Source organism: bacterium (assembly GCA_037143175.1).
GTDB lineage: Bacteria > Verrucomicrobiota > Kiritimatiellia > CAIKKV01 > CAITUY01 > JAABPW01.
In genome coordinates this window covers 1-22,987 of the sequence record JBAWZF010000044.1, presented here as the reverse complement: position 1 = coordinate 22,987, position 22,987 = coordinate 1, and the positions used below count along the sequence as shown (strand labels likewise).

General features: G+C 49.3%; 15 protein-coding genes. All 15 read left to right on the top strand.

Annotation, left to right across the window (positions count from 1 at the left end; translation table 11 throughout):
* Window positions 1-237: 237 nt before the first annotated feature.
* Entirely contained in the window at window positions 238-1,680 is a 1,443-nt protein-coding gene (locus tag WCI03_11895) for a glycosyltransferase (protein MEI8140554.1), read from the top strand.
* Between the two features lie 690 nt (window positions 1,681-2,370).
* Window positions 2,371-2,574 carry a hypothetical protein gene (locus tag WCI03_11890; protein MEI8140553.1) on the top strand — a complete coding sequence of 68 codons (204 nt, stop codon included), beginning with the start codon at window positions 2,371-2,373 and terminating at the stop codon, window positions 2,572-2,574.
* The gene (locus tag WCI03_11885; GenBank protein MEI8140552.1) at window positions 2,556-2,894 is read left to right on the top strand and encodes a type II toxin-antitoxin system PemK/MazF family toxin; all 339 of its coding nucleotides are present in this window, start codon (window positions 2,556-2,558) and stop codon (window positions 2,892-2,894) included. The genes WCI03_11890 and WCI03_11885 overlap by 19 nt, the downstream gene beginning before the upstream one ends.
* A gap of 494 nt (window positions 2,895-3,388) precedes the next feature.
* Complete coding sequence (locus WCI03_11880; protein ID MEI8140551.1) at window positions 3,389-3,616, top strand: ORF6N domain-containing protein; 228 nt, start codon at window positions 3,389-3,391, stop codon at window positions 3,614-3,616.
* 90 nt (window positions 3,617-3,706) lie between these two features.
* On the top strand, window positions 3,707-3,910 hold the full coding sequence (locus tag WCI03_11875) for a type II toxin-antitoxin system HicB family antitoxin (protein ID MEI8140550.1): 204 nt from the start codon (window positions 3,707-3,709) through the stop codon (window positions 3,908-3,910).
* Complete coding sequence (locus WCI03_11870) at window positions 3,907-4,134, top strand: type II toxin-antitoxin system HicA family toxin (protein ID MEI8140549.1); 228 nt, start codon at window positions 3,907-3,909, stop codon at window positions 4,132-4,134. Before WCI03_11875 ends, WCI03_11870 begins: the two co-directional genes overlap by 4 nt.
* Window positions 4,135-4,358: 224 nt before the next feature.
* On the top strand, window positions 4,359-4,616 hold the full coding sequence (locus WCI03_11865) for a hypothetical protein (GenBank protein ID MEI8140548.1): 258 nt from the start codon (window positions 4,359-4,361) through the stop codon (window positions 4,614-4,616).
* Window positions 4,617-4,630: 14 nt separating this feature from the next.
* Entirely contained in the window at window positions 4,631-5,752 is a 1,122-nt protein-coding gene (locus WCI03_11860) for a TDP-N-acetylfucosamine:lipid II N-acetylfucosaminyltransferase (GenBank protein ID MEI8140547.1), read from the top strand.
* A 50-nt stretch (window positions 5,753-5,802) separates the two neighbouring features.
* Window positions 5,803-6,714, top strand: coding sequence for a putative nucleotide-diphospho-sugar transferase (locus WCI03_11855; GenBank protein MEI8140546.1), 912 nt, complete (start codon window positions 5,803-5,805; stop codon window positions 6,712-6,714).
* Window positions 6,715-6,744: 30 nt separating this feature from the next.
* A complete protein-coding gene (locus tag WCI03_11850) occupies window positions 6,745-7,605 on the top strand; it encodes a glycosyltransferase (protein ID MEI8140545.1) in 861 nt (286 codons plus the stop codon).
* A 59-nt stretch (window positions 7,606-7,664) separates the two neighbouring features.
* Window positions 7,665-8,879 (top strand): DegT/DnrJ/EryC1/StrS family aminotransferase, encoded by a 1,215-nt coding sequence (locus tag WCI03_11845; protein MEI8140544.1) that lies wholly within the window; start codon window positions 7,665-7,667, stop codon window positions 8,877-8,879.
* 9 nt (window positions 8,880-8,888) lie between these two features.
* Entirely contained in the window at window positions 8,889-9,929 is a 1,041-nt protein-coding gene (locus WCI03_11840) for an ATP-grasp domain-containing protein (protein MEI8140543.1), read from the top strand.
* The gene (locus WCI03_11835; protein MEI8140542.1) at window positions 9,926-10,726 is read left to right on the top strand and encodes an NAD-dependent epimerase/dehydratase family protein; all 801 of its coding nucleotides are present in this window, start codon (window positions 9,926-9,928) and stop codon (window positions 10,724-10,726) included. The genes WCI03_11840 and WCI03_11835 overlap by 4 nt, the downstream gene beginning before the upstream one ends.
* On the top strand, window positions 10,707-11,342 hold the full coding sequence (locus WCI03_11830) for a metallophosphoesterase (protein ID MEI8140541.1): 636 nt from the start codon (window positions 10,707-10,709) through the stop codon (window positions 11,340-11,342). Before WCI03_11835 ends, WCI03_11830 begins: the two co-directional genes overlap by 20 nt.
* Before the next feature lie 298 nt (window positions 11,343-11,640).
* Window positions 11,641-22,987, top strand: an 11,347-nt coding sequence (locus WCI03_11825; protein MEI8140540.1) for a LamG-like jellyroll fold domain-containing protein, incomplete at its 3' end; no start/stop codon positions are given.

The window sequence follows — 22,987 nt, the reverse complement described above, 5'->3', positions numbered from 1 at the left end:
GAAACCAATTAACCAATGAAACTTCTTCTCTTCTGTAACTTGATCCCTCTGAAAACGGGAGCATATGAGACTCTCTTAGCGGCCATTGGGTCGGAATTCAAGAAGGTTAATGACGAGTTCGTTGTGGTCTTCGCCGGTGAGCCGATACCTCCCGTCGCTGAATCCCTACGGGCTGCAGGTGTGCGTTGGCATATTCTTCCGGAGTGGGTTGGGAGGGGGGGGAGGTTTCATTGGGGTATGGTTTCATTAGGAAAGAAATGCAATGGGTCCAATCCCACAACTTCCTTCTCCCTAAATCCCCAATCTCCAATCTCCAATCTCCAATCTCGCGAACGCGTTCGCCCCTGGGGGTTCGTCCTCCCTGCATTGCGCCTGCTCCGGCAGGAACGTCCGGATGTAGCAGCGGTCCATTTTGGGAACGAGTTGCCAACATTGGTGGTGAGTTTGTTGAGCAAGGTTGCGATGAGGAACCCCCCCCGCTGGGTTTGGGAACAGGATCAACAGATACAGGATCCCGGTTTCATCGGGAAGCGCCTTTCGCGATTGCGCCTTCTCAGTCTCGTTGCCGACCAGTTTCTGGCCGTGTACGAAGGGGGGCGCCAATCCATGCTCAAACGTGGCATCCCGGCCAAAAAGATCACCGTCATTCACAACTCCGTCGCCCTTTATACGCCGACGAGACCGAAGGGCTGGTTGCGTCAGGGATTAGGAATGGAGAGCAGTGGGCGGTTGGCTGTGAGTAGAGGGCAGTCCGAAGGAAATGTGGGAGGGGCACTCCGTGCCGCGACAGACCCATCCGGAAACACGAATCTTAACATGGATGTACAGGATACACAGGATAAGGAATTGGGGGATTCTAACCCTGAATTATCCTGTAAATCCTGTACATCCATGTTAACCCCCTCATGCCCTGAGCATGTCATTGCCCCTGACGAAGTGCTTCTCATCACCAACGGCTCATTGATACCACGCAAGCGCATCGATTTCATTCTGAAAGCCTGCGCGCAGTTGCGCGGAAGAAAGGTTCCATTGGGGAAAGGTTTCATTGGGGGGAGGAAGGGGGAGAAGGGTTCATTGGAAATTGGTTTCATTAGGGAGAATGAATTAGAGCATAGCAATTTATCTTCTCTGCCCAATGACACGAATGAAACTAATCTCCCTCTCTCCCTCTTTCCCTCTAATGAAACCAATGCAACCAATTCCCCTCTCCCCCCCCCCTGGCGCCTACTCATCATTGGCGAAGGCCCTGAACGAGACCGGCTGGGGGCATTAGCCACGGAACTGGGCATTGCCGACCGGGTCCATTTCCTCGGCCTCCGCAACGATGTCCGTGAAATCCTGCCTGAGTGCGACATTTACCTGCATGCCTCCAAGGCCGAGACTTGCACTTATGCGGTGACCGAATCCATGGCGGCGGGGATTCCGGCCGTGATGTTGAATGCCGGGGCGGCGAAGGAGCAGATTGAGAATGGGAAGAGTGGGTTTGTGTTTGATGAGGTTGATCCAATTCCCTTTGCTGCATGCCTGAGCGAATTGATGGCTGATTCGGATCGACGTGCTGAAATGGGCAAGCTCGCGAAATCCCGCTGGGAGGCGCTATTCCGTGTAGAGCGAGCCGCCGCGTGTTATCATGAATTGTACATGAATGGTGCGAAGTACAGGGGCAGTGTAGTGGGATGAAGAGGGGATTTACCACGGAGGCGCGGAGGGGTGAGGGAGAGGAAGAGAATGTTGCGGGATATTTGATCCCGCAGTAACGGGATAAAATATCCCGCAACGGTTCATCCGGTAGGGATGTCAAAACTGGAGCGGAGCACTTGGAGGGCGAATCCCGTATTTGCGGGATGAGCCGGGGAGCAAAGAGTGAACATGTTGAGCGGCAGGAGGGACAATAGCGCGATGATGCCGTCGGTCTATGTGCCGGACTTACACGCGGCTCATCCCGCCAACGCGCATACGCGTCAACCTAAGGGGAGAGCTTAAATCAGCGTTAAATTGTCAGGGTGTGGGTAGGTGCAGATGGCTATTTTTTGGGAGTGCGGCGGCTCGACGCCGCTTTCCCGCAGCCTGGCTTGACAGGCTGTGCCTGACGCGGGGACGTTGGACGGATCGAAGAACGGCGTGTCAAGCCACGCCGAAGAAAAGCGGCGTCGAGCCGCCGCACTCCATAGAAAAGGACTTCAGATATAACATTAACGGAATCAATATATTACGGGCTAGGTTGACGCGTATGCGCCAACGCGGGATTTCCGCCACAGGCGGACAGGCTGCCCCGCTAGCGTTGAATGTTCGGAGTTGAATGTTGACCGGAAGAGAGATTGAAACTCAAAGCAGAATATTCTAATATTTATCAATTAAAGAGGTGATACTATGCTAATGGCTGTAGAGGCAACTATTGAAACGAATGGGACGGTTTATCTGATGGAGCCCATTCATTTGGCGCATACATGCCGTGCCATCGTAACCATCATGGACGAATCCGAGATTCCTGAAACGACATTGCTGAGTCAAAACGCACTTGCCCAGGACTGGGAACGACCGGAGGAGGAGGCGGCATGGTCTCACCTTCAGTAGGATCGGTTGTCCTTGTCCGATTTCCTTTCTCGGATCTCTCGGCAAGCAAGCTTCGACCAGCGGTAGTGCTTGCAGGGGCAGATCGCGGGGACTGGATTCTCTGCCAAGTGACCAGCAACCCTTATTCCGATTCACACGCCATCGAGATCACGGATACCGATTTCGCAACGGGTGCCCTCATGCGTACAAGTTATGCTAAGCCAGGGAAAATATTTACTGCAAACGCCTCACTCATGGAGCGGGAGGTCGGGAAACTATTGAACTTAAAGCACGCAGCAATTATCGCTGGCGTCATTGCCATTCTGCGACCTACCGCTTGAGGCTTGGGAAAAAGAGCGGATTCACATGTAGTAACCCTCCTGGCCCTCCAGAAGAGAGGGACAAGATAGCGAACATCGAACATCCAACGTTGAACGTTACACCAGGTGGGAACCACTTGGAGGGCGAACCTTGCGTGAGCCGGGGCGCAAAGGGTGAACATGTTGAGCGGCAGGAAGAGGGGATTTACCACGGAGGCGCGGAGGGGTGAGGGAGAGGAAGAGAATGTTGCGGGATATTTGATCCCGCAGTAACGGGATAAAATATCCCGCAACGGTTCATCCGGTAGGGATGTCAAAACTGGAGCGGAGCACTTGGAGGGCGAACCTTGCGTGAGCCGGGGCGCAAAGGGTGAACATGTTGAGCGGCAGGAGGGACAATAGCGCGATGATGCCTTCGATATATGTGCCGGACTTGCACGCGGCTCATTCCGGAAAAGCGGGATTTCCGCCACAGGCGGACAGGCTGCCCCTCCAGGTCTGAAGTCAAAGGTCGAATGTCTAAGGTCTCTCCTCTGGTTGAATGTGCGGAGTTGAATGCGGTAAAGAATAATCCTGATAAATTTCCTGGCGATTACAGCTTTGAGATCAGCGAAGCAGCGTTTGTGGGTGTGCGGTCGAAATTCTCGACCGCAAAATTTGCAAAAACAAGGGCCTTGCCTAACGCCTTTACTGAAAAAGGCTTGTACATGATTGCGACGATTTTAAAGAGTAAGACGCATTAGAGGCGTGACAGACCAAATGCAAGTCTTTACCTTTTAGGGTTTAGATGTCAATATATAACCAATTGGTAGTGCTATGATTAAGGAATAATAATGAATTTAAAAATCATTCTAGAGCCCAGTGAAGAAGGCGGGTATACCGCGATTGTTCCCGCTCTTCCAGGTTGCATTTCTGAAGGTGAGTCGAAAGACGATGTTTTGAGGAATATACGTGAAGCCATTGATCTGTATCTGGAGCCTGTTGAAGACGATTGGGATTTTGCGCCCAATGCCGAGTTGATGGAAGTTGCTGTATGAGTAAGGTGCCCAGTCTGCCTTACGATCAAATCATAAGGGCTTTGCAGCGAGATGGCTGGGTTGTGGTTCGGCAGAAGGGTAGTCACATCCGCCTTCAGAAGCACACGTCCCTTGAGACTCTTAAATTGACTGTTCCTGCGCATCGGCCTGTCAAACGCTCCACCCTCTCGCATATCCTTAAACAGGCTCGGATTGAAGTTACGGAATTCATTGATTTGACGTAACCGCTAAGAAGTTGGGGTTAGCCCAAACAAAAATGCCGCAATATTCTCTTTCCTGCCCTGAGCCTGATCGAATGGTCTGGATTAGTGTAAATCAGTGAAGATCAGCCTGCCCGCAGTGCTACAGCGTTGCAGGCGGGTGGTGAAGTCTTTCTTTTTCGGTTTCTTCTTATTAGAGGTTGTTTCCCGAAATAGGTTAAATTACAATAACGGAAATGGGGGAATTGATGCGAGAATCACGAGCACTTGTAACATCCTGTAATAAGCTTTTTGCGCCGGGTGCTGAGGCTCTTTTGCGAAGTGCGGTGCGATTCCATCCCGACATTGAGCGCTACTGCTATGTTCCCCAGGACGAGTTAGATGAATTACGGAAGCTCCTTGGATCCCTCGCCCATGTGGACGCCTTGATTTTTTATCGAAGCGCTGCTATTGGAAACAATATCCCGAGCGCAAACAAAACTGCAGTGCAGAGAGTCTCTGAATAATGAGATACTTACATTTGGTACATGATGAAAAATTTATCGATGGATTAATTCGGCGCTGCGAACGGGTACTGCCTGGTGAGCACACTTATGCTCTAGAAAGCAATACCGGTGCTGATTCCGTTAAGCAGATCAGGAATGTTTCAAAGTTAAGTTTCGTTGAATCATTTTCACGTCTGCAATGGTCTGTATTTGAAGGCGGGTATCCCCGTGCCATCATCTGTCATTTTCTCTCAGCGCAGAAAGCCGCATACCTTCTTGGCATGTCAGGTTCTTCGAACATAATGTGGGCTGAATGGGGCGCAGATTTATACCCGTTTTGTGTCGAGCCTGCCACGCTCTTTTTGGCGGACACCTATAAAGAGTACGTAAGAACCCGTTCGAGGAAAGAAATCATTATCGAGCATCTGAGGCCTCGTCTCTATAAGTACGCTCCTAGGTTAACCAAGGCCCGACAACTGTATTCTCGTATCGATTTTGTTGCTCCGGTCGTGCCAGAGGAATGGGGTTTCATAACTACACTTCCCGGCATGCGTGCCAAGCGTGTGCGATTTAATTATGGCGGGCTTAGCGATTGCGTTGGGCAAGGTATTGATCGCGTTGCAACCGGTTCGAACGTGCTTGTTGGTAATTCTTGCAGCATTACATCGAATCACATCGATGTGTTTCGTATGCTTGCTGATGTTGATTTAAGCGGTCGCAAAGTGATTGTGCCGTTGAGTTACGGAGGTGATGGAGGTGGATATTACAAGGCGCTCGTTGTAGATAAAGGGAAATATTATTTAGGAAATAAATTCATTCCGCTTGTGGAGTTTACTCCATTAGAACAATATTTAGACATAATGCAGTCTTGTCAGCATGCGATATACTGTCACGTTAGGCAGCAGGCGGTTGGTAATGTATTGGCTAGTATTTGGATGGGGGCTTCATTGTATCTTCATGAGAACTCTCCAGTATATAGGCATTTAAAGGCGCTTGGCATTGTGATTAATGCAATCTGTCCCGCGCGAGGGATTCAACTCACATCCCCGCCTGATTTGAATAAGCAGCGGAGTCTGTTGTTACGTGAGTATGCTGATGATATAGTTGATGCGAGAGTAAAATATTGTCTTGAGGAAATAGCTGCGCCACGAATATAGGGGCAGTATCTCGTGACAATTAAGGGAGTGGGGGCCATGGAGAACGCCAAATGAAGTTATGTTATGTACTGACAGTGGATGATGCGGGGGCCTATGCAAATCTTACCCACATGTCTGTTCTAAGTGCTGGGCTTACAAATCCAAGCTTGCCCATTGAAATTGTTTGCGACCCTGAATCTTATTCTTGGCTGAAAACAGAACGACATCCACTGGTGGATTGTCTCGTTAATTTTGTTGTTGTGGATAACCCTTATGGACGCTCAGTGGCTGGCAGTCGTTATCTTAAAACGACTCTGCGACGACATATTCAAGGTGATTTTTTGTTTTTGGATGCTGATACGCTTGTGGTTGGCGATCTTGGGCAAATGAAACATTGCCGAGCTTCATTTGCTGCTGCTCTAGATCGCTCCTGGCATGAGCCATTTCCGCATACGCCGGAACTCTTTGCGATTCTTGAAGATAGGCTTGGATGGCTCTTCGATACGAGCCGTTACCTCAATAGTGGAGTAATGTTCGTCCGTGATAATCCTGAAGCGTACGCTTTGTTTGATGAATGGAATACCTTGTGGCAACTTAGCCTCGCAAAAGGATATCACTTCGATCAAATTCCGCTCAATGCGGCAGCTGCACGGGCGAAGATATCTGTCAAAGTCTTGGACTATCGATATAATGGGATGGTTCATGCATCTCCGTATTTTTTTATTTTTGCAAAAATTATACATTATTATGCATCCTGTAAGATCGATACCCGTGTCATCGATGTCTATTTGGCGCTGGCGAAGGCATTACGGGAAAACGAGCCAAAATCCAAACAAACACTGAATGAGTTGGTTAAAAGGCCTTATACAGCTCTACGTTATGTGGAAAAAAGGCGATTCATTACTCACGTGCCAGTACGGCCAATATTCATGGCAGTGCTAGCAATACGCAGACTATTTGTGAACATGCGTGAAAGATGGTAATTTTTTATTCTCCGGGAAATTATTGAACTTATGAAATATAAACGTGTTCTCGTTACTTCATGTGACTTACGGTTCGCGGAGGGCGCAGAAGGTTTGCTGCGTAGCGTGCGACACTGCCACCCGGAAGTAGCGAGTATTTGTTATGTGCCGCTACGGGAGGTGGACGCCTTGGTCGCGCGATTGGGTTTGCTTGCCCGTGTTGAAGCGTTTCCCGTCACAATAGAGGGAGTGCCCGATAGAAGTCAGGTAACAGTCGGACGGTTGTTTGCGGTTGTTCCGGATGCGGATGCAGTGGTTTATGCTGATGCTGATGTTGTATTCTGCCGCCCAGCCCCAGAGCTCTGGGATATTGAACCCGGGAAAGTGAATGCGGTGCAAGATACATCAAGAATTATCTCTGATAACCTTGCTGGGGTGAATCGTGAGCTTTTTGTTCGCCAGTTCCCAGAGGTTGCGTTCCAAAAAGGTGCGAATAGTGGTGTATTGGGGTTAAGGCCGCAAGACTGGAAGGACCTGCCTCAGCGGTTCTCGGATGCATTAGTAAAAGGGGGATTTCAGTATGAACCAATTATTGATCAGCCGATGTTGAATGCGTTGTTCGCTCCTAATTTCCGTTGGCTGCCCTTCGAATATAACTCACATTGTCTGTTTGATCGGCGGGTGCCTCGTAATGTGCGGCTAGTCCATTTCACGGGTGGCGTGAAGAAACCGTGGCAACCTGGATTTCCAAAGCATGAGCCAGCTTACTGGTATTGGCTGAAGTATGGATCATCGCCGCGTCCGAGCAGGGGGCATTTGTTATTGGCAGCATTGTGGATTGCAGTATCGACGCCAAAGCGTAAGGTTGGGCAATGTGTGCGCTTTTTGTTAGGTAAAGGGGCAACTCATTAAATTGGTCTTGCTTTGATTTTCTCACGTATGCAGGTTTTGTAAGTAAAAGGAGTTTGTTGATGAAAAAAATCCATTCTGTCAAGGACCTTGCCGTATGTGGTGCTCCTCCTGCGTTTGATGCGCCGTTGCATGTCGGTCGTCCCAATGTCGGCAATCGAGAAAGGCTTTTGGCTCGCATCAACGACATGCTGGATCGCCGCTGGTTTTCAAATCATGGGCCTTTTGTGGAGGAATTTGAGAGGAAAGTGGAGATGTTGTTGGGCGTCAAGCACTGCATTGCCATGTGCAACGGAACAGTTGCGCTGGAAATCGCCATTCGGGCGCTGGAGCTCAAAGGGGAAGTGATCGTGCCCTCATTCACTTTCATTGCGACTGCCCATGCGCTGCAGTGGCAGGAAATCACACCTGTGTTTGCGGATATTGATCCCGGAACACACAATCTTGATCCTGTGTCAGTGGAGAAGATGATCACTCCTCGCACCACTGGGATTATTGGTGTCCACCTGTGGGGGCGCCCTAGTGACGCGACAGGCCTTCAGTCTCTTGCTGATAAGCATGGCTTAACACTGATGTTCGATGCCTCCCATGCTTTTGCCTGTTCGCATCAGGGGCGCATGATCGGCAATTTCGGTGAATGTGAAGTATTTAGTTTTCATGCTACCAAGTTCTTCAATACTTTCGAGGGTGGGGCAGTTGTCACAAATAACGACGCGCTGGCTGATAAAATACGGCTTATGAAGAACTTTGGGTTTTCCGGCTATGATAATGTTATTTATATCGGCACCAATGGTAAGATGACTGAAATTTGTGCCGCCATGGGTCTGACGGGGTTGGAAAGTTTGGACGAGTTCGTCCAAACGAACCGGCGCAACTATCAGGCGTATCGAAGCGAAATGGCGGGTATTCCAGGGGTGAAGCTTGTCGCCTACAATGATCAGGAGCGGTGCAACTATCAATACATTATTGTGGAAGTTGATGAGAGGTTGTTAGGCATTTCCCGTGATGAGCTGGTTCGCATATTGCATGCCGAAAACATTCTGGCTCGGCGATATTTCTTTCCGGGGTGCCACAACATGCAGCCCTATAAGTCGCTTTTCCCTCATGTCGGGCTCCTGCTTCCGAATACCGAATGTCTTAGCCGTATTGTTCTTGCTTTACCGACGGGAACCTCAGTCTCGGACAGTGACATTGCTGTAATCGCTAGCGTCATCCGTAATGTTGCCACACATGGTTTGCAAGTTAGAATGGCTATTCGCAGGAACACTGAGCAGTAAGACAAATCAATGAAAAAGACAAATTTGATTGATAAACACCAAATCGCAATTGCAGTAAGTGGCGTAGGGGGAGGCGTCGGTCAGAGTGTTGTAAAGGCTCTTGCTAACTCTAACTATAAGATTATTGGATTGGATGGTGAAACGCTTGGTACGGGGCTCTATGTTGTGCCAGAAGCATATGTCATTCCGTACGCAAATGATCCGGCCTTTCTGAGTCGTGTCAGGGAAATTTGTGCAGAGCAGAAGTGTAAACTTTTTTTCCCTGGAATGGATGTGGAGCTTGCGGTGCTTGCGAGGAGCAGGCGGGCTTTCCAGGAGGTCGGCACTTTTGTGGTGGTAAGCAATCCCGAGGTCATTGAAATCTGCGACGACAAACTTTTGACATACGAGTTCCTTTCGAAAAACAACATCCCAGCGCCTTTCACTGCCGAACTGAATGACTTGCTAAATCAAAAAGCGGAAATTCCCTTTCCTCTAATTATCAAGCCTAAAAAAGGAGGAGCCCGTTCGAAGAACGTGAGAATGATTTCAAGTCGGCTTGAAATTGAACACATGCTCTATAATAAAAACTTCGATAAAGATAATTATGTTGCTCAGGAGTATCTCGACGGAGATGAATACACGTGTGGCAGCGTTAGCTTCGATGGGAATTGCTTTGGTGTTATTGTAATGAAGCGGATTTTGAGGGATGGAGATACCTATAAATGCTTCGTTGAAAGAAATGCGCTTATTAACGAAACGGTTGAGCGGATAATTAAGGCACTGAAACCTACCGGTGGATGTAATGTTCAGCTGAGGATGAAAAACGGGATTCCTTATGTTTTTGAGATTAATGCGAGATGTTCTGGCACCACAGCCGCCAGAGCTTTGGCTGGTTTCAACGAGCCTCTAATGATAGCCGATTATCTCATCCGGGGTAAGAAACCTTCCTTTTCTATTAAAGAGATTTCAATATTAAGATACTGGAAGGAACTTGTGGTCGACGGTGATGCTATTAGGGCATTGGAAACCAATGGCCGCCTCTCAAATCTGAAATGGGCACAACTATGATACTGCTCACTGCCAAAGGAGCTTTCGCTTGTGAATTCATGAAGCGGCACGATGCCGTTGTTGCCTCCAAGAGAGAATTGCCGCAACAGGAGTTCATCGGGGCGCTCCGACTTGCTCGCTCCGTCATTCATAACGCTGCCTCAATTTCCTGTAACAGCGCGGATCAATTTCTAAAGAATAATTTCGAAAACACAAGGGAATTGGTTGATCTTCTCGTAAAAGTCAATTCTGACGCAAATTTCATTAATGTCGCTAGCATGAGCTTCCTGAAGGACGACACGAGTTACCTCGAAACCGTCCAGATGTCGCCATATGCATATTCGAAATACAGGGCTGAAAGGTATTGCCTCGAGAGCAACCTCAGTCGCATCGCCTCAGTCAGGTTCTCAACACTATTCTATAAGGATCCGGCAAGAGACGGTTTATCAAAGTTAATATGCGATGCAGTCAGAACCAGAAAGATAACCCTCCTTAACAACGGTGAGGGAAAACGCGATTTCATCCCTCTTGGCATCGCAGTTGAGTACGTCCACAAAATCACCCAAGCCCCTGATTTGCGCCGGGGAACATGGAACATTGTATCAGGCAACCCCGTCAGTTTTTGTGAGATAGCTCAAATGCTGAAGAAGCATATCGACGGTCTAGAGATATCGTCCAAAGACGTGACTGAAAGTGTGGCCGTCCTATCCTCATTTCATCAAAGAGACGTTTGTGCTCTGGGCGAAATATCCTATTCCCTTGAAGACGAAATCAGGAACTATATCAAGCAGGTGATGAATGAGAATAGCTATAATTAGTGACGTGCATGGCAACCTGCCAGCCCTTGAAGCCGTTCTTAAGGACATTGGCCATGTTGATCAGATCATCTGTTTGGGCGATGTAGTAAATTATGGCCCGTGGAGCAACGAGTGCGTTGATCTTCTCAGCGAAATTGACAACTGTTTTCTCCTGCAAGGCAACCATGAGAGATGTTTTTTGCAAGGGCGTTATGATGGAAAAAATCAGATCGCATCAACCTTTTTCGACTTCTGCATCGGTAAGTTTGACAGGTTTAGAAAAATAGCAAACCTCAGTGAAAAGTTCCTGATGGAACACTACACGCTCCAACATACAATTGAAGGCAGAAACATTTATCCCGATTCCAAAGTCCACTTGGATCGGGATTATGTAATAGGACATTCCCACCATCAGTTCCGTATTCTTAAGTCGCCGTTCTGCTTGTACAATGCCGGCAGTGTCGGACAGAATAGAAAAATAATTTCCCGTGCAAACTATCTTATATACCGAAAAAAAGAAGATATAATGGAGCTTAAGGGTATCCCTTATGATGTCAATCTTCTGATAAGCAGAATGAAGGCAGATAGATATCCGGAGATGTGTCTCAAATACTATCTGGAAAAAGTAATTGTTTGAATCCCCTCGGAAATGAAGTGGGGTGATTCAAACAGTTGGCAAGGCAGGTGGGGTAATTCCTCGATAACTTGAGGTTCGCGATGATCCTCTTCCTTAGCGTTATTTTATTCTTCTTGCAAGCACCGCGTAATCCGCAATTGCTTTTTTGCAATTCCTTGACATCAATTAACTCGCCACACCTCATTGCTTCTATTATTTTAACATTATGGAAAAGTAAGTGCCAATTGCAGTAAGGTTGGTTTCCCTTCTTTATCTGAAAATCATTAATGTATAACAAATATCTGCTCCGAGGCTCTTCATGAAAACAATACATATTATTTTTTTCTATCTTTTCGCTGTGCTAACGGGATCTCCGACCCAAGCTATTCTCGTTACTAACTGGCCTTTCACCATAGCTTCGCAATATGCCTGTTCGGATACTAATAAGATTGAAGTGGCTGACGATGTAGCCAAGCTGAAGAAGCAGATAATAAAAAATATTCATGCTACTTCTGCGGATTACAGTCCAAATAATTCTAATCGAGTCGCGGTGGTAATAGGGCGGAATTCCTGTATTGGTCTTTCTTCGTCCGGAAGCGTGACCGCTGCGTCTGGCGTCTATACTTCTCGGGTTTTGGATGGGGGAGAATTTAATGTTTGGAAAGGAATGGCAAAGGTATCGTCAGGGTTTTCGGACGGCGCGATGAATGGGTTCGCTGAAACTGCACCTTCGGCCAACGGTGTAGTGGCGATCTATCATTTAAACAGCAATGAAGTAGATGCTGTGACACAAGCCAGCGCAAGCAAAATTGGGTCAAGTCAATACACAGGTGAAGCTATATTAGGAGCGAATGCTTTGTTGGCTAATGGTGGCTATATTAATACTGTTAATGCCAGCCTCCTGAATGGAGGCACTGAATGTACGATTTGTTTTTGGGCAAAGTTGACCTCATATTCACAATATGGAGGTATGGTGAATGCCTTTTCCGGCGGGAGCCAGCCTGCGATTGGGTTCATTCAGTCTGGCACTTCGGGGCTCATGGAACTATATGCAGATTATTCAACTCGCCTGGCGTCAACACTACCAGTTAATTCATGGGTTTTCATTGCTGGTACCATCAAAGTGCGTGACAAAATGGTTGTTTATATCAATGGGGTTGAATCCGCAAGTAAGTCACTTGCGACAACCGGCCCACTTATATTGTCGCAGTCTGTGCCTTTCAAAATCGGGGCAAGCGTGAACTATGGAAGTCCTGGTATCTACGATGAGGTTGTGATTTATAATCGCGCCTTAAGTGCCAGTGAAATTTTTACACTAGGGCAGCGATACAGTGTTGGGATGCAGCTTCGATCGAGTAATAATGCGGATTTATCTGGGGCTGGTGTTTTTGTAGGACCCGATGGGACGTCTTCGAGCTATTATTTCCAAAATAGGTTATTCTTGTATGATGCTGGTACATTTCATGTGGCAGATCGCTATCTCCAGTATCAGGCGAGGTTGGGAGGAGATGGCGTGCAATCTCCCTATATTGAGGCTGTAAAGTTTATTGGTTCAGTTGGAACGGCTGTTGACGATGTAAGTGGGGACTTCGCTCAGGGGGCCTTTGGACAAGGGGCGACTAATCTTCCTCCGAGGCGTGATACTCCTTGTGTAACGCTAGTTAAAGGTCCTCAGGGGGTGGTCACTAATGGTGCGTTCACTTCGCGTGTATTTGATGCTGGATCCTATGTGACTTGGCGGAATCTTTCTTGGGATCGTGGTTCGGAATTGCCAAACATGCTCTACCGTTTGGAGGGGCTATGGCACATGAATGGTGATTGGAGTGATGAAGCAAAGGGACATGTGTGGACCGGGGGAAGCGGGTATGACTGGTCCGAATTTTCAAAATTAGGCAAAAGTTCAGCGGTGTTCAACGGGGCTAATGCCTATGTAAATCTTGGGGGGTTTCAAACGAATCTCCAATCGGCTGAGTTGTGGATTAATACAGTTGTTCCCACAAGCGGTATCCTGGAGTTCGGAGCTGCAAGTCCTTGGCTGGCGGTATCCAATCAACTAGTGATTATTAATGGTTGGTCCAATGTGCCTCCCACGGTCTATGTGAACGGAGGCGTGACGCGGAAATTGTTGCCTGGGTGGAATCATATTGCGGTGGTATTTCCTGACAAGATCGTGGCTGATAATTTAACCCTCGGTCTTGCCAGAGGAAATTATTTCTCCGGTCGCATGGACGAACTAGGGGTCTATAGTCGTGCGCTCACATCGGCTGAGATTTCTGAACATTTTGTGGCTGGGCGTCGCGAGGCGGCAGGACGAGTTAGATTTCAAGTCCGGGCCGACAATGTGAATCCGATTCAGGCCCCGTTTTCGGGGAATTATGACGCATCCCCCTCGCCGCTGGCAATAGGCGGACAATATTTTCAGTATAGAGCCATTTTGGAAGGGGACGGGACGGCTAGTCCAGTCCTGTCAAGTATAGCGGTCACTAATAGCTCGGGATATTTTGTTGATAATGAAAAAAACAATTTTTTTGCGGGAACTTTGGATGGAGCGACTGTTTGGTTGCATGGCGATGAGATGTCGTTGAGGCCATTGGCTTCGTCAGGTGCCTTGAATCTTATGCCCGTTGACAGTACATCGTTATTAGGCTTATGGCACATGGACGAGGTTCAATGGACATTGTTCAGCCCAACTGTGGTGGATGAGTTGGGGTTGAACAAGGGTACTCCCTATACCGGGGCCAGCGTAGCGGACAACAGTGCAGTTGGCCTGCGGTGTGGCTTGTTTTCAGGGGTGGGGTATATCTCTTTATCGGGTATACAATTGTCCGCAAATGACTTTACGGTGAATGCCTGGTTCAAGACAACGTCGGGAAACCGTGGTGCGGTTCTGTCATCCTATGCGGGTGGTGCCTATTATGCACTAGAAGTGAACGGTGATGGCGTCACAACGAGGACAGGATTAGTCTCGTTTGTGATGTCAGATGGATCAACAACGGTTTCGGTCCTTGGTAATCGGTCCGACCTTAATGATGGTAATTGGCACCATCTTGCGGGGGTTAGAAACGGACTGCAGGCGCATTTATACATAGATGGCCTGTTGTCTGGCACAGCTCCAATAATTCAGGGTTTCGGTGTAGTGGACAATTCCTCACAGTCCCTATCCATCGCCAGACATGGCAATCAAAGCATCTATTTTAGCGGTAATATTGATGAAGTGGTCATTCATGGTCGGGCGTTGACAGAAGGTGAGATAGGTGATTTAGCTGCACTAGGATTCACGACACATTATCAGGGACGTTTTGTCAGTCCGGTGCTTGATGCCGGACAGCCTGCCTTCTGGGAGAATTTGTATTGGGGGTGCGATGCGCCATATAGCCGACCGTTAAAGCCGGACAATTCGATGGCAGGGCTTTGGCATTTTGAGTCTGTCAGTAATAATATTTCGACGGATTCAAGTGGAAACGGGAACGATGCCGCAGTGATGGGTTTTGGCATCAGCCCCAACGGTCGGTTTTCCAATGGTCTGAGTTTGGCTGCCGGACAATCTGTGCAGGTGAATGATAGTAGCCTTTTAAGGGTCAGCATTTTCAGCGCCGAGTTGTGGCTCAATCCTTCCAACGCTCCAAGTATGACTGTTATGCAAAAGGGGGCCAGTTCGCCAGGCTTTACCATTGGAACAGATGCATTGGGTCGTCCCATCCTGACGGTGAATGGGGTAACGACGACGGATGCCGATATCCTGCGCGCCCGGAAATGGAATCATTTATGTGGCACCCATGACGGTCAGACGGCACGACTTTATGTGAATGGCCTGTTGAAAGGATCTGTGGCGGTGGGTGGTTCCGTCATGAATACCTCTCCGCTAGTCATGGGGAGCGGGTTAGTTGGGTTGCTCGATGAGGCCGTGCTATACAATCGTGTGCTGAATTCGACGGAGGTATTGGACCATTATCGGGCGGGGATTGGAACCTTGAAATTTCAGGTCAGGTCATTCCCTACCTCCACCCCACAAGGCAATTTCGTTGGGCCTGATGGGTCGACCAATACATGGTTTCTTGATTTTGATGGCAGTACTCTTGCGGGAAACACAAATATTTTGATCAATCAATACGCCCAGTATAGGGCCGTGATGGCTTCGGAAGATGCTCGGTTTTCGCCTGTGTTGGACAGTGTCCGTATGGATGCCTCGGCTTATCCGGTGGATAATCCCTGGGTGGCGCCGGCGGACGGGTTTGGGGCCACGTTCCTGGGGAATTTGACGACCTTCTCCCATCTCCTTGTAACCACCAACAGTACGGTGGTGCATTACCAGATCTCGGGTGATAATGGCACGACTTGGTATGCTTGGTTTGGAGGGGGATGGTTGGACGTGACGGGCTATTCTAGCCCGGCCTCCCAATGGGCTTTTTCCAATCCCCCAGATGTGATCAATGCTAATATTGGATCTTTCTACAATCTTTATTATCAAGGTGTGGGCGGTATATTTAAGTTCCGCGCCTTTCTGCAGTCAGACTCATTCCAACAGGTGGAATTGGACAAGGTGGATTTGGGGTACTCAGCTGGACGGATTGTGGTTCTTTCGCCAAATGGTCCGGAGCGAGGGGATAATGCCTTGGTCTTGGGTAATCCTCTGGCCATTACGTGGTCATCCACGGGCCAAGTGTCTTCTGCAAATATAATCATTGAGCTCTATAACGCTGCAAACTTATCGACCCCAGTTCAAACTGTCGCCTCCGGCGTGACCAACAACGGGCGTTATTGGGGTGCCTTGAATGTCGCTGGGACCAACCTCCTGTTGCGTATTCGGGATGGTAGTGACCCCACCATTGAGGATTGGTCCGATAGTCCGTTTGAGGTTGCCAATCGGCCGCGCATCACCCAGCCGAACGGGGGGGAGTTCTGGCGCTTGCTCAATTCCAATACTGTCAAATGGGAATCGCCCAATCCCGCCCTGGATACCACAATGTTCTTGTGGTTTAGTAACGACAGTGGGTCGAACTGGATTCAGGTGGCTAGCAGGGATAACCAGACGGGAACCAATGAATATCTCTGGCCCTCTCCGGCGCACGATTGGAGAATACCATCCGAGTCTGCCCGGATGGGGGTGTCAGTGCCTGGGTATTGGAGCCAACCATCCGATTCTGGCCTGAATAATTATGATATTTCTGATAATCCTTTTGTTATGGCTGGGATCGTGGTGACTAATCCGGCGGGTGGCGTGAGACTGGGTACGACAAATAAAGTGCAGTGGATTTCCGCCGCCGCGGGAACCAATGTGACCATCAGTCTGACAGTGGATGGGGGAGGTCACTGGACGACTCTGGCCCAAGATGTCCCGAATGTTTCTGGCGCCAATAGTTATGACTGCCTGATTGTGGCGCCCAACCCGGCTGACGGCACCATCATTCGTGTGACGTCCCGGAGTGACACAAATTTGTACGGCGACTCAGTGCCGTTCACGTTGGCAGATATCCGTATCCTTTCCCCATTGGCAGGAGTCGAATGGCAGATGGGTACAACCAATAAAGTGTCATGGACTTCTGGCGGAGCAAGTAATTTAGTGAATTTGTCTTATTGTTCCGATGGGACTCTCACTAACTGGGTGCCGATTGCCACGAATGTGGTGAATACTAACAGCTCCGCAGGCGCGGTTGTCACCAATATCGTACCCTGGGTGGTTGCTGGGCCGCCCTCGGCTTCTGTTGTGGTGCGTATCGAGGCGGTGAGAGTGCCTGGATTGTTTGCCAACAGTGATCCCTTTGGGGTAACTGGCGTCCAGTTGTTGTCGCCGTTGGGAGATCTTGTGCCAGGGACTCCCCTGTGGGAGTTTGCAGGAACCAATTCGATCTCCTGGGTTAAAAACCCTCCGGGAGGGACAGTCCAGTTGGACATTGCATTTGTTCCCCCGGTCACCACCAACGAGTTTGAATCGTTAGGTGTGTTCAATGCTCGTTTCACTCCTAGTCTTATCCTCCCTGGGCAGTTGAGGCGGCCCTCAACCACTGCGAAAGTCAGGATTACAGTGGTGGGAACGAATATGGTGGATACTTCGCCAAACTTTTTCACAATCCGTGGTCTAAGCATGGTGTCACCTACGAATAATGCCCAGGTTACTTTGGGGACCACGGCCGCCAACGTATTACAATGGTATTCGGCTACGGTCGGTAACTTTGTAAACATGTACTATGCGGCGGACGGCACCAATTTTGATGAACAAATTATGGTCAACCGGTTTATAGGGGATGGTCTAAATTCAAATAATTGGACGATTTCCGACCGGCTCATTCCCACGACTACTGCCAGGGTCAAGGTCATGACCCCCGATAAGCAATATTTCTCAATTTCGCCGACCTTCACAGTTCGTGGCATCCGGGTGATCCAGCCTGCGGCGGGCGTCATCTGGGATCTGGGCTCAATGCAAACCGTATCTCTGGCCGCAGCGGGATTCCTTAATAGTTCTGCGAAGGCAAAAGGGGAAGTCTCACTCACGGGGGGAAGCGCGGGATCCTATGTGTCGGGGAACCTATCCACCAATATCATCGTGTCGAGGGGGGGGGTGACCCCATTCAGTTGGGAGATTGATCCGGCGCTGGACCCGTCAACCAATGCGGTGATCCGGGTGAGCGTTTTCTCGCCGACCAATGATGCGGATATTGTCGCGGTGTCCGACCCGTTTGTTATACGCGGGATCAAAATCCTGAGTCCGGCCACGGGAACCAACTGGTTGGTCGGCTCCTCCCATCCTATTACCTTCCTTGCTGCAGGGTTGGGCGTGTCTGATAAGGCCAGCCTTTATTATTCATCTGATGGTATGACGTTTGATGCGACTCCGATAACTAACAACATCAGTGTGGTTAGTGGACTTAACACGGTGGGCTGGACCATTGAAAGTTCACGGTCCCCGTCTTCGAATGCCATGCTGATGGTCGTGAGCGGGACGCTGACGAATTTCTCAACCCTATTTACGGTTGGTGGCGTCAAGGTGACTTCTCCCAATAGTTCGGATATTTGGGCCGTTTCGGATGTGACTAATACCATCCAATGGGTTAGCATTGGCGTGCCGTCGCCGTTTGCACTCTGGTACACGGTGTATTCAAATGATGTTCCGATCCGGACGGGGGCCATTGCCTCTAATGGGGTTAATAATGCGTATGTCTGGACAATGACGTCCAATGCGATAGGCGACACGGTAACGATTTCTATCACGGGTGGGGGGCTGACCAATGAGTCGCCCTATTTTTCGATTGTTCCAGCGCCTTCGATCAGGATCATCAATCCTGTGGCTGGCGACTTCTGGAAGGTAAGTGAGACGAACAATGTCATCCGGTGGAAGCCGGCTGGCGGCATGGAGAACGACTTTACGGTCACCTACTGGTCATACGCCGCTGGCCAGCAGACGATCAAAACAGGTGCCTGTTCTCTTGTTAATGGGTTTTATGAGTTCGCATGGAGCCCTATACCGGATGCTCTTGGGGAAGTTCACATTGCTGTCTCAAACAACCAATCAACCCTGATTGTGGATAGTGTCACGAATTTCAGTATTGCGGCAAAGTTCAATTTCTATCCCCTGATAGGTGATGTTTATGCCCTGTCCAAGCTAAATATAAACTGGGATACTAAGGGGGCTGTCGGTAGCGTGGATTTCTTCTATACAACAGATCCTGCGAACACAAATAACTGGATTCCGATCAATCCAGGGAATCCTTATCCGATAGTCAGCGGGGAGCCGGGCAACTTCCAGTGGACCGTGCCGAACTATCAAGGACCGGTCTGGTTCCGCATTCAGGACCACAGTTATGCGGGGAGGAGGTTCGATGTTTCGAAAAAAGGTCCTTATGATGATTTGGGCCCCTTTGTGGTCAAGTATTATTCCGTGGTATGGAGGATATTCGATGGGGTAACTTCCAATGAATTGAGCGGTCTAAGTGTGGTGGACGGTTCAGGGTTTTCGAGCTCAGCCGTCGACTCGCCCGTGACTTTCTTCTACCCTGCCGGTGAGTGGAACACCGTCTGGTCCAAACAATATTTCAACGACAAGGTGGTGCTTAATTGGAAGACGGCCGCCTATTTGACCAATGTAGTCTACATGAGCCGCACGGAGGCTTCGCCTGAATATCATGTTATGGCGAATTTCGTATATGATCCCTCGTTGAACGCATTTAAGACCGTTGCCTGGTTGGAACGTAGCAGTAAAATCATCGTCGCCCCGACGGAATGCAACGTGATCGTATATGACCCTGATGGTAATAAGAGGGGCACGACGACAAGTACAACTCCACAGTTAACGGGTGTGTTCTGGATGGATGTTCCCGCCCTGTCGCAGAGTAACCGTCCTTATTTTGCTCAAGTTGAGATCAAGAATGCGGGTGTGGTCTACGCATCGGGGATCACCTTCACTCTGATGTCGCCGTCCGAATCTGCCGTAGCGGCGGTGAATGCTGCCCGCGATGCGATTCTTGGAAGCGTCTCGAATGTTAATGAAAATGTTACGGGTTTGGGGATCGCACAGCAGGCTTTCCGTACGGATGTGACCAACCGGTTGCAGGGGTTGAGCAATACGACTGCTACAATCAGTTTAGACGTGACGGGGATCCAGTCTAATTTGATGGTGTTTAGCTCTAACGCCATGGCTCAACTCGGGGGCTTGACAAACTCTATTGGCGTCATTGGCCCGAGCGGTACTAATCTGTTGGAGCAGGTACGCCAGTTAGCCCAGGAAGTGGATAGGCGTACTGCCCGCATTCTCACGCGGCTGACTTCGGTCAGGGCGGGCACCACATTTAATGTGATTTATCGCACTAAGCCGGAGGTCGTTCCCACGATTAATGTGGCTCCGGTGAGCGGCGGTGCGAGCGTGTTCTCCGCCAACATGCTTCTCCTCTCTGGCGGGGTCTTTGAACGCTCGGTGACGGCTTCCTGGCCGGCTGGGGATTACGTGATTTCTTGTAGCGATGCTTCCGGAAAAGATTTCATGAACGTCAAGGTCACCGCTTTTGAATTGGATGATCTGGCTGGTTCAATGGTCGGGGTCAGTAATCAGCTCGCGCGAGTGGAACTCACGTTGGCTTCCATGTCCGTCTCAGTTTCCAATATTAATAAGAATGTCAATTCTGTAACAAATAGCCTGGCTGGGATGATTGTCGGGATTGATTCAATATCGAATGTCATCGGACAGGTGGCGGGGCTGACCAATCTGTCCAGCTCGGTCTCGGCCATGACAGGGGCCGTGGCTCAAATCACGGTTTTGACGAACATGGGTTCTCAGTTGTCATTTATCACCAATATGGTGGGCCCGTTGGGGGCATTGACCAATCTTTCTCCCCAGATGGCGTCAGTGACAAATTCCATGGCGAGGGTCATGGCGATGACCAATCAAATGAATTCGTTGGCTGCGCAGATGGGCTATGTGACCAATGTGATTGACCAGATTATCATCCTGACAAATATTAATCCCGCTGTGGCCGCCATGACCAATGCTGTTGCACAGATCGGTGGTTTAACCAATATGGGTTCGCAGTTGGCCTTTTTGACCAATGCCATGGGATCGGTGCAGTCACTGACCAATCTGACTCCGCAAATGGCGTTCCTGACCAATATTACCGCGTCTACCGCTGCGCAAACGCAGTATCTAACAAATCTGCTGACGCGCATGGGGGGACTGACGAATCTGGCACCCCAGATGGGTTACTTGACCAATGCCGTCTGGCAATTGCAAAGTCTGACCAATCTCAATGTGCAAATGGCCTATCTGACTAATGTAATTGATCAGGTGACGGCTTTGACGAACATGGCGAGTTCCGTGTCGGCCATGACCAGTGCTGTCGCCCAGATCAGCGGTTTGACCAATATGGGCTCACAATTGGCCTATCTGACCAATGCCATGGGCTCCGTGCAGTCGTTGACGAATCTATCACCGCAGATTTCGTTCCTGACAAATGTCACCGCCTCCACTGCCCTGCAGGTCCAAAATCTCACAAACGCTGTGGCAAGATTGCAGAGTCTGACCAATCTCAATTCGCAGATGGGGTACCTGACTAATTCCGTGTGGCAATTGCAGAGTCTGACCAATCTGAATGCCCAGATGGCGTACGTAACCAACGTGATTGACCAGGTGACGGCTTTGACGAATATGGCGAGTTCGGTGTCGGCCATGACCAGTGCCGTCGCACAGATCAGCGGCTTGACCAATATGGGGGCGCAGCTAGCCTATTTGACCAACGCGATGGGCTCCGTGCAGTCGTTGACGAATCTGACGCCTCAAGTTTCATCTTTGACTAATCTGCTGACACGCATGAGTGGTTTGACGAATCTGACCCCGCAGATGGCGTCATTAACTAATTCCATGAGTTTGCTCGTGGGGCTCACGAACATGCCTGGGCAGTTAAGCTCCATGACGAATGTGATCAGTCAGTTGACCGGGCTGACCAATATCAGTGACCAGGTGGCGCAGATGACGAACTCCATCAGTCAAATTGCCGGGATGACGAATCTTCCCAGTCAGATGAATTACCTGACGAATGTGATCAGTCAGTTAACTGGGCTGACGAATATCAGTGACCAAGTGGCACAGATGACGAACTCAATTAGTCAGATTGCCGGGATGACGAATCTGCCCAGTCAGATGAACTACCTTACGAATGTGATCAGTCAGTTGACTGGGTTGACGAATATCAGTGAGCAGGTCGGGCAGATGACAAACTCCATCAGTCAGATTGCCGGGATGACGAATCTGCCTAGTCAGATGAACTATCTGACCAATGTGATCAACAAGTTGACCGGGTTAACGAATATCAGTGAGCAGGTCGGGCAAATGACTAACTCGATTGGTCAGATTGCTGGGATGACGAATCTGCCAAGCCAGATGAACTATCTGACCAATGTGATTAGTCAGTTGAGTGGTATGACGAATATCGGGGAGCAGGTCGGGCAGATGACGAACGCCATTAGTCAGATTGCCGGGCTGACAAATCTTTCGAGTCAAATGGATTATATGACGAATTCCATTGCGCAATTGGGGGCGCTAACTGGCCTTGTCTATCAGGTCGCCGCTCTTTCGAATGCGCTCGATAGTTTATCTGGTCTCACGAATATCTCCGAACAGATAGGCTCTATGACGAATGTGATTGGTCAGTTAAGTGGTCTGACGAATATCAGTGATCAGGTATCGCAGATGACAAATTCAATCAGTTTGATAGCCGGGATGACGAATCTGCCTAGTCAGATGAATTATCTAACGAATGTGATCAGTCAGTTGACTGGGTTGACGAACATCAGTGCTCAAGTCGGGCAGATGACAAACTCCATTGGTCAGATAGCCGGGATGACGAATTTGCCGAGCCAGATGAATTACCTGACGAATGTGATCAGTCAGTTGACTGGGTTGACGAACATCAGTGCTCAAGTCGGGCAGATGACAAACTCCATTGGTCAGATTGCCGGGATGACAAATCTGCCGAGCCAGATGAATTACCTGACGAACGTAATTAGTCAGTTGAGTGGCATGACGAATATCAGTGCGCAGGTGGCGCAGATGACGAATTCGATCAGTCTGATTGCCGGGATGACGAATCTGCCAAGCCAGATGAACTACCTGACGAATGTGATTAGTACATTGAGTGGCATGACGAATATCAGTGCGCAGGTGGCGCAGATGACGAATTCGATCA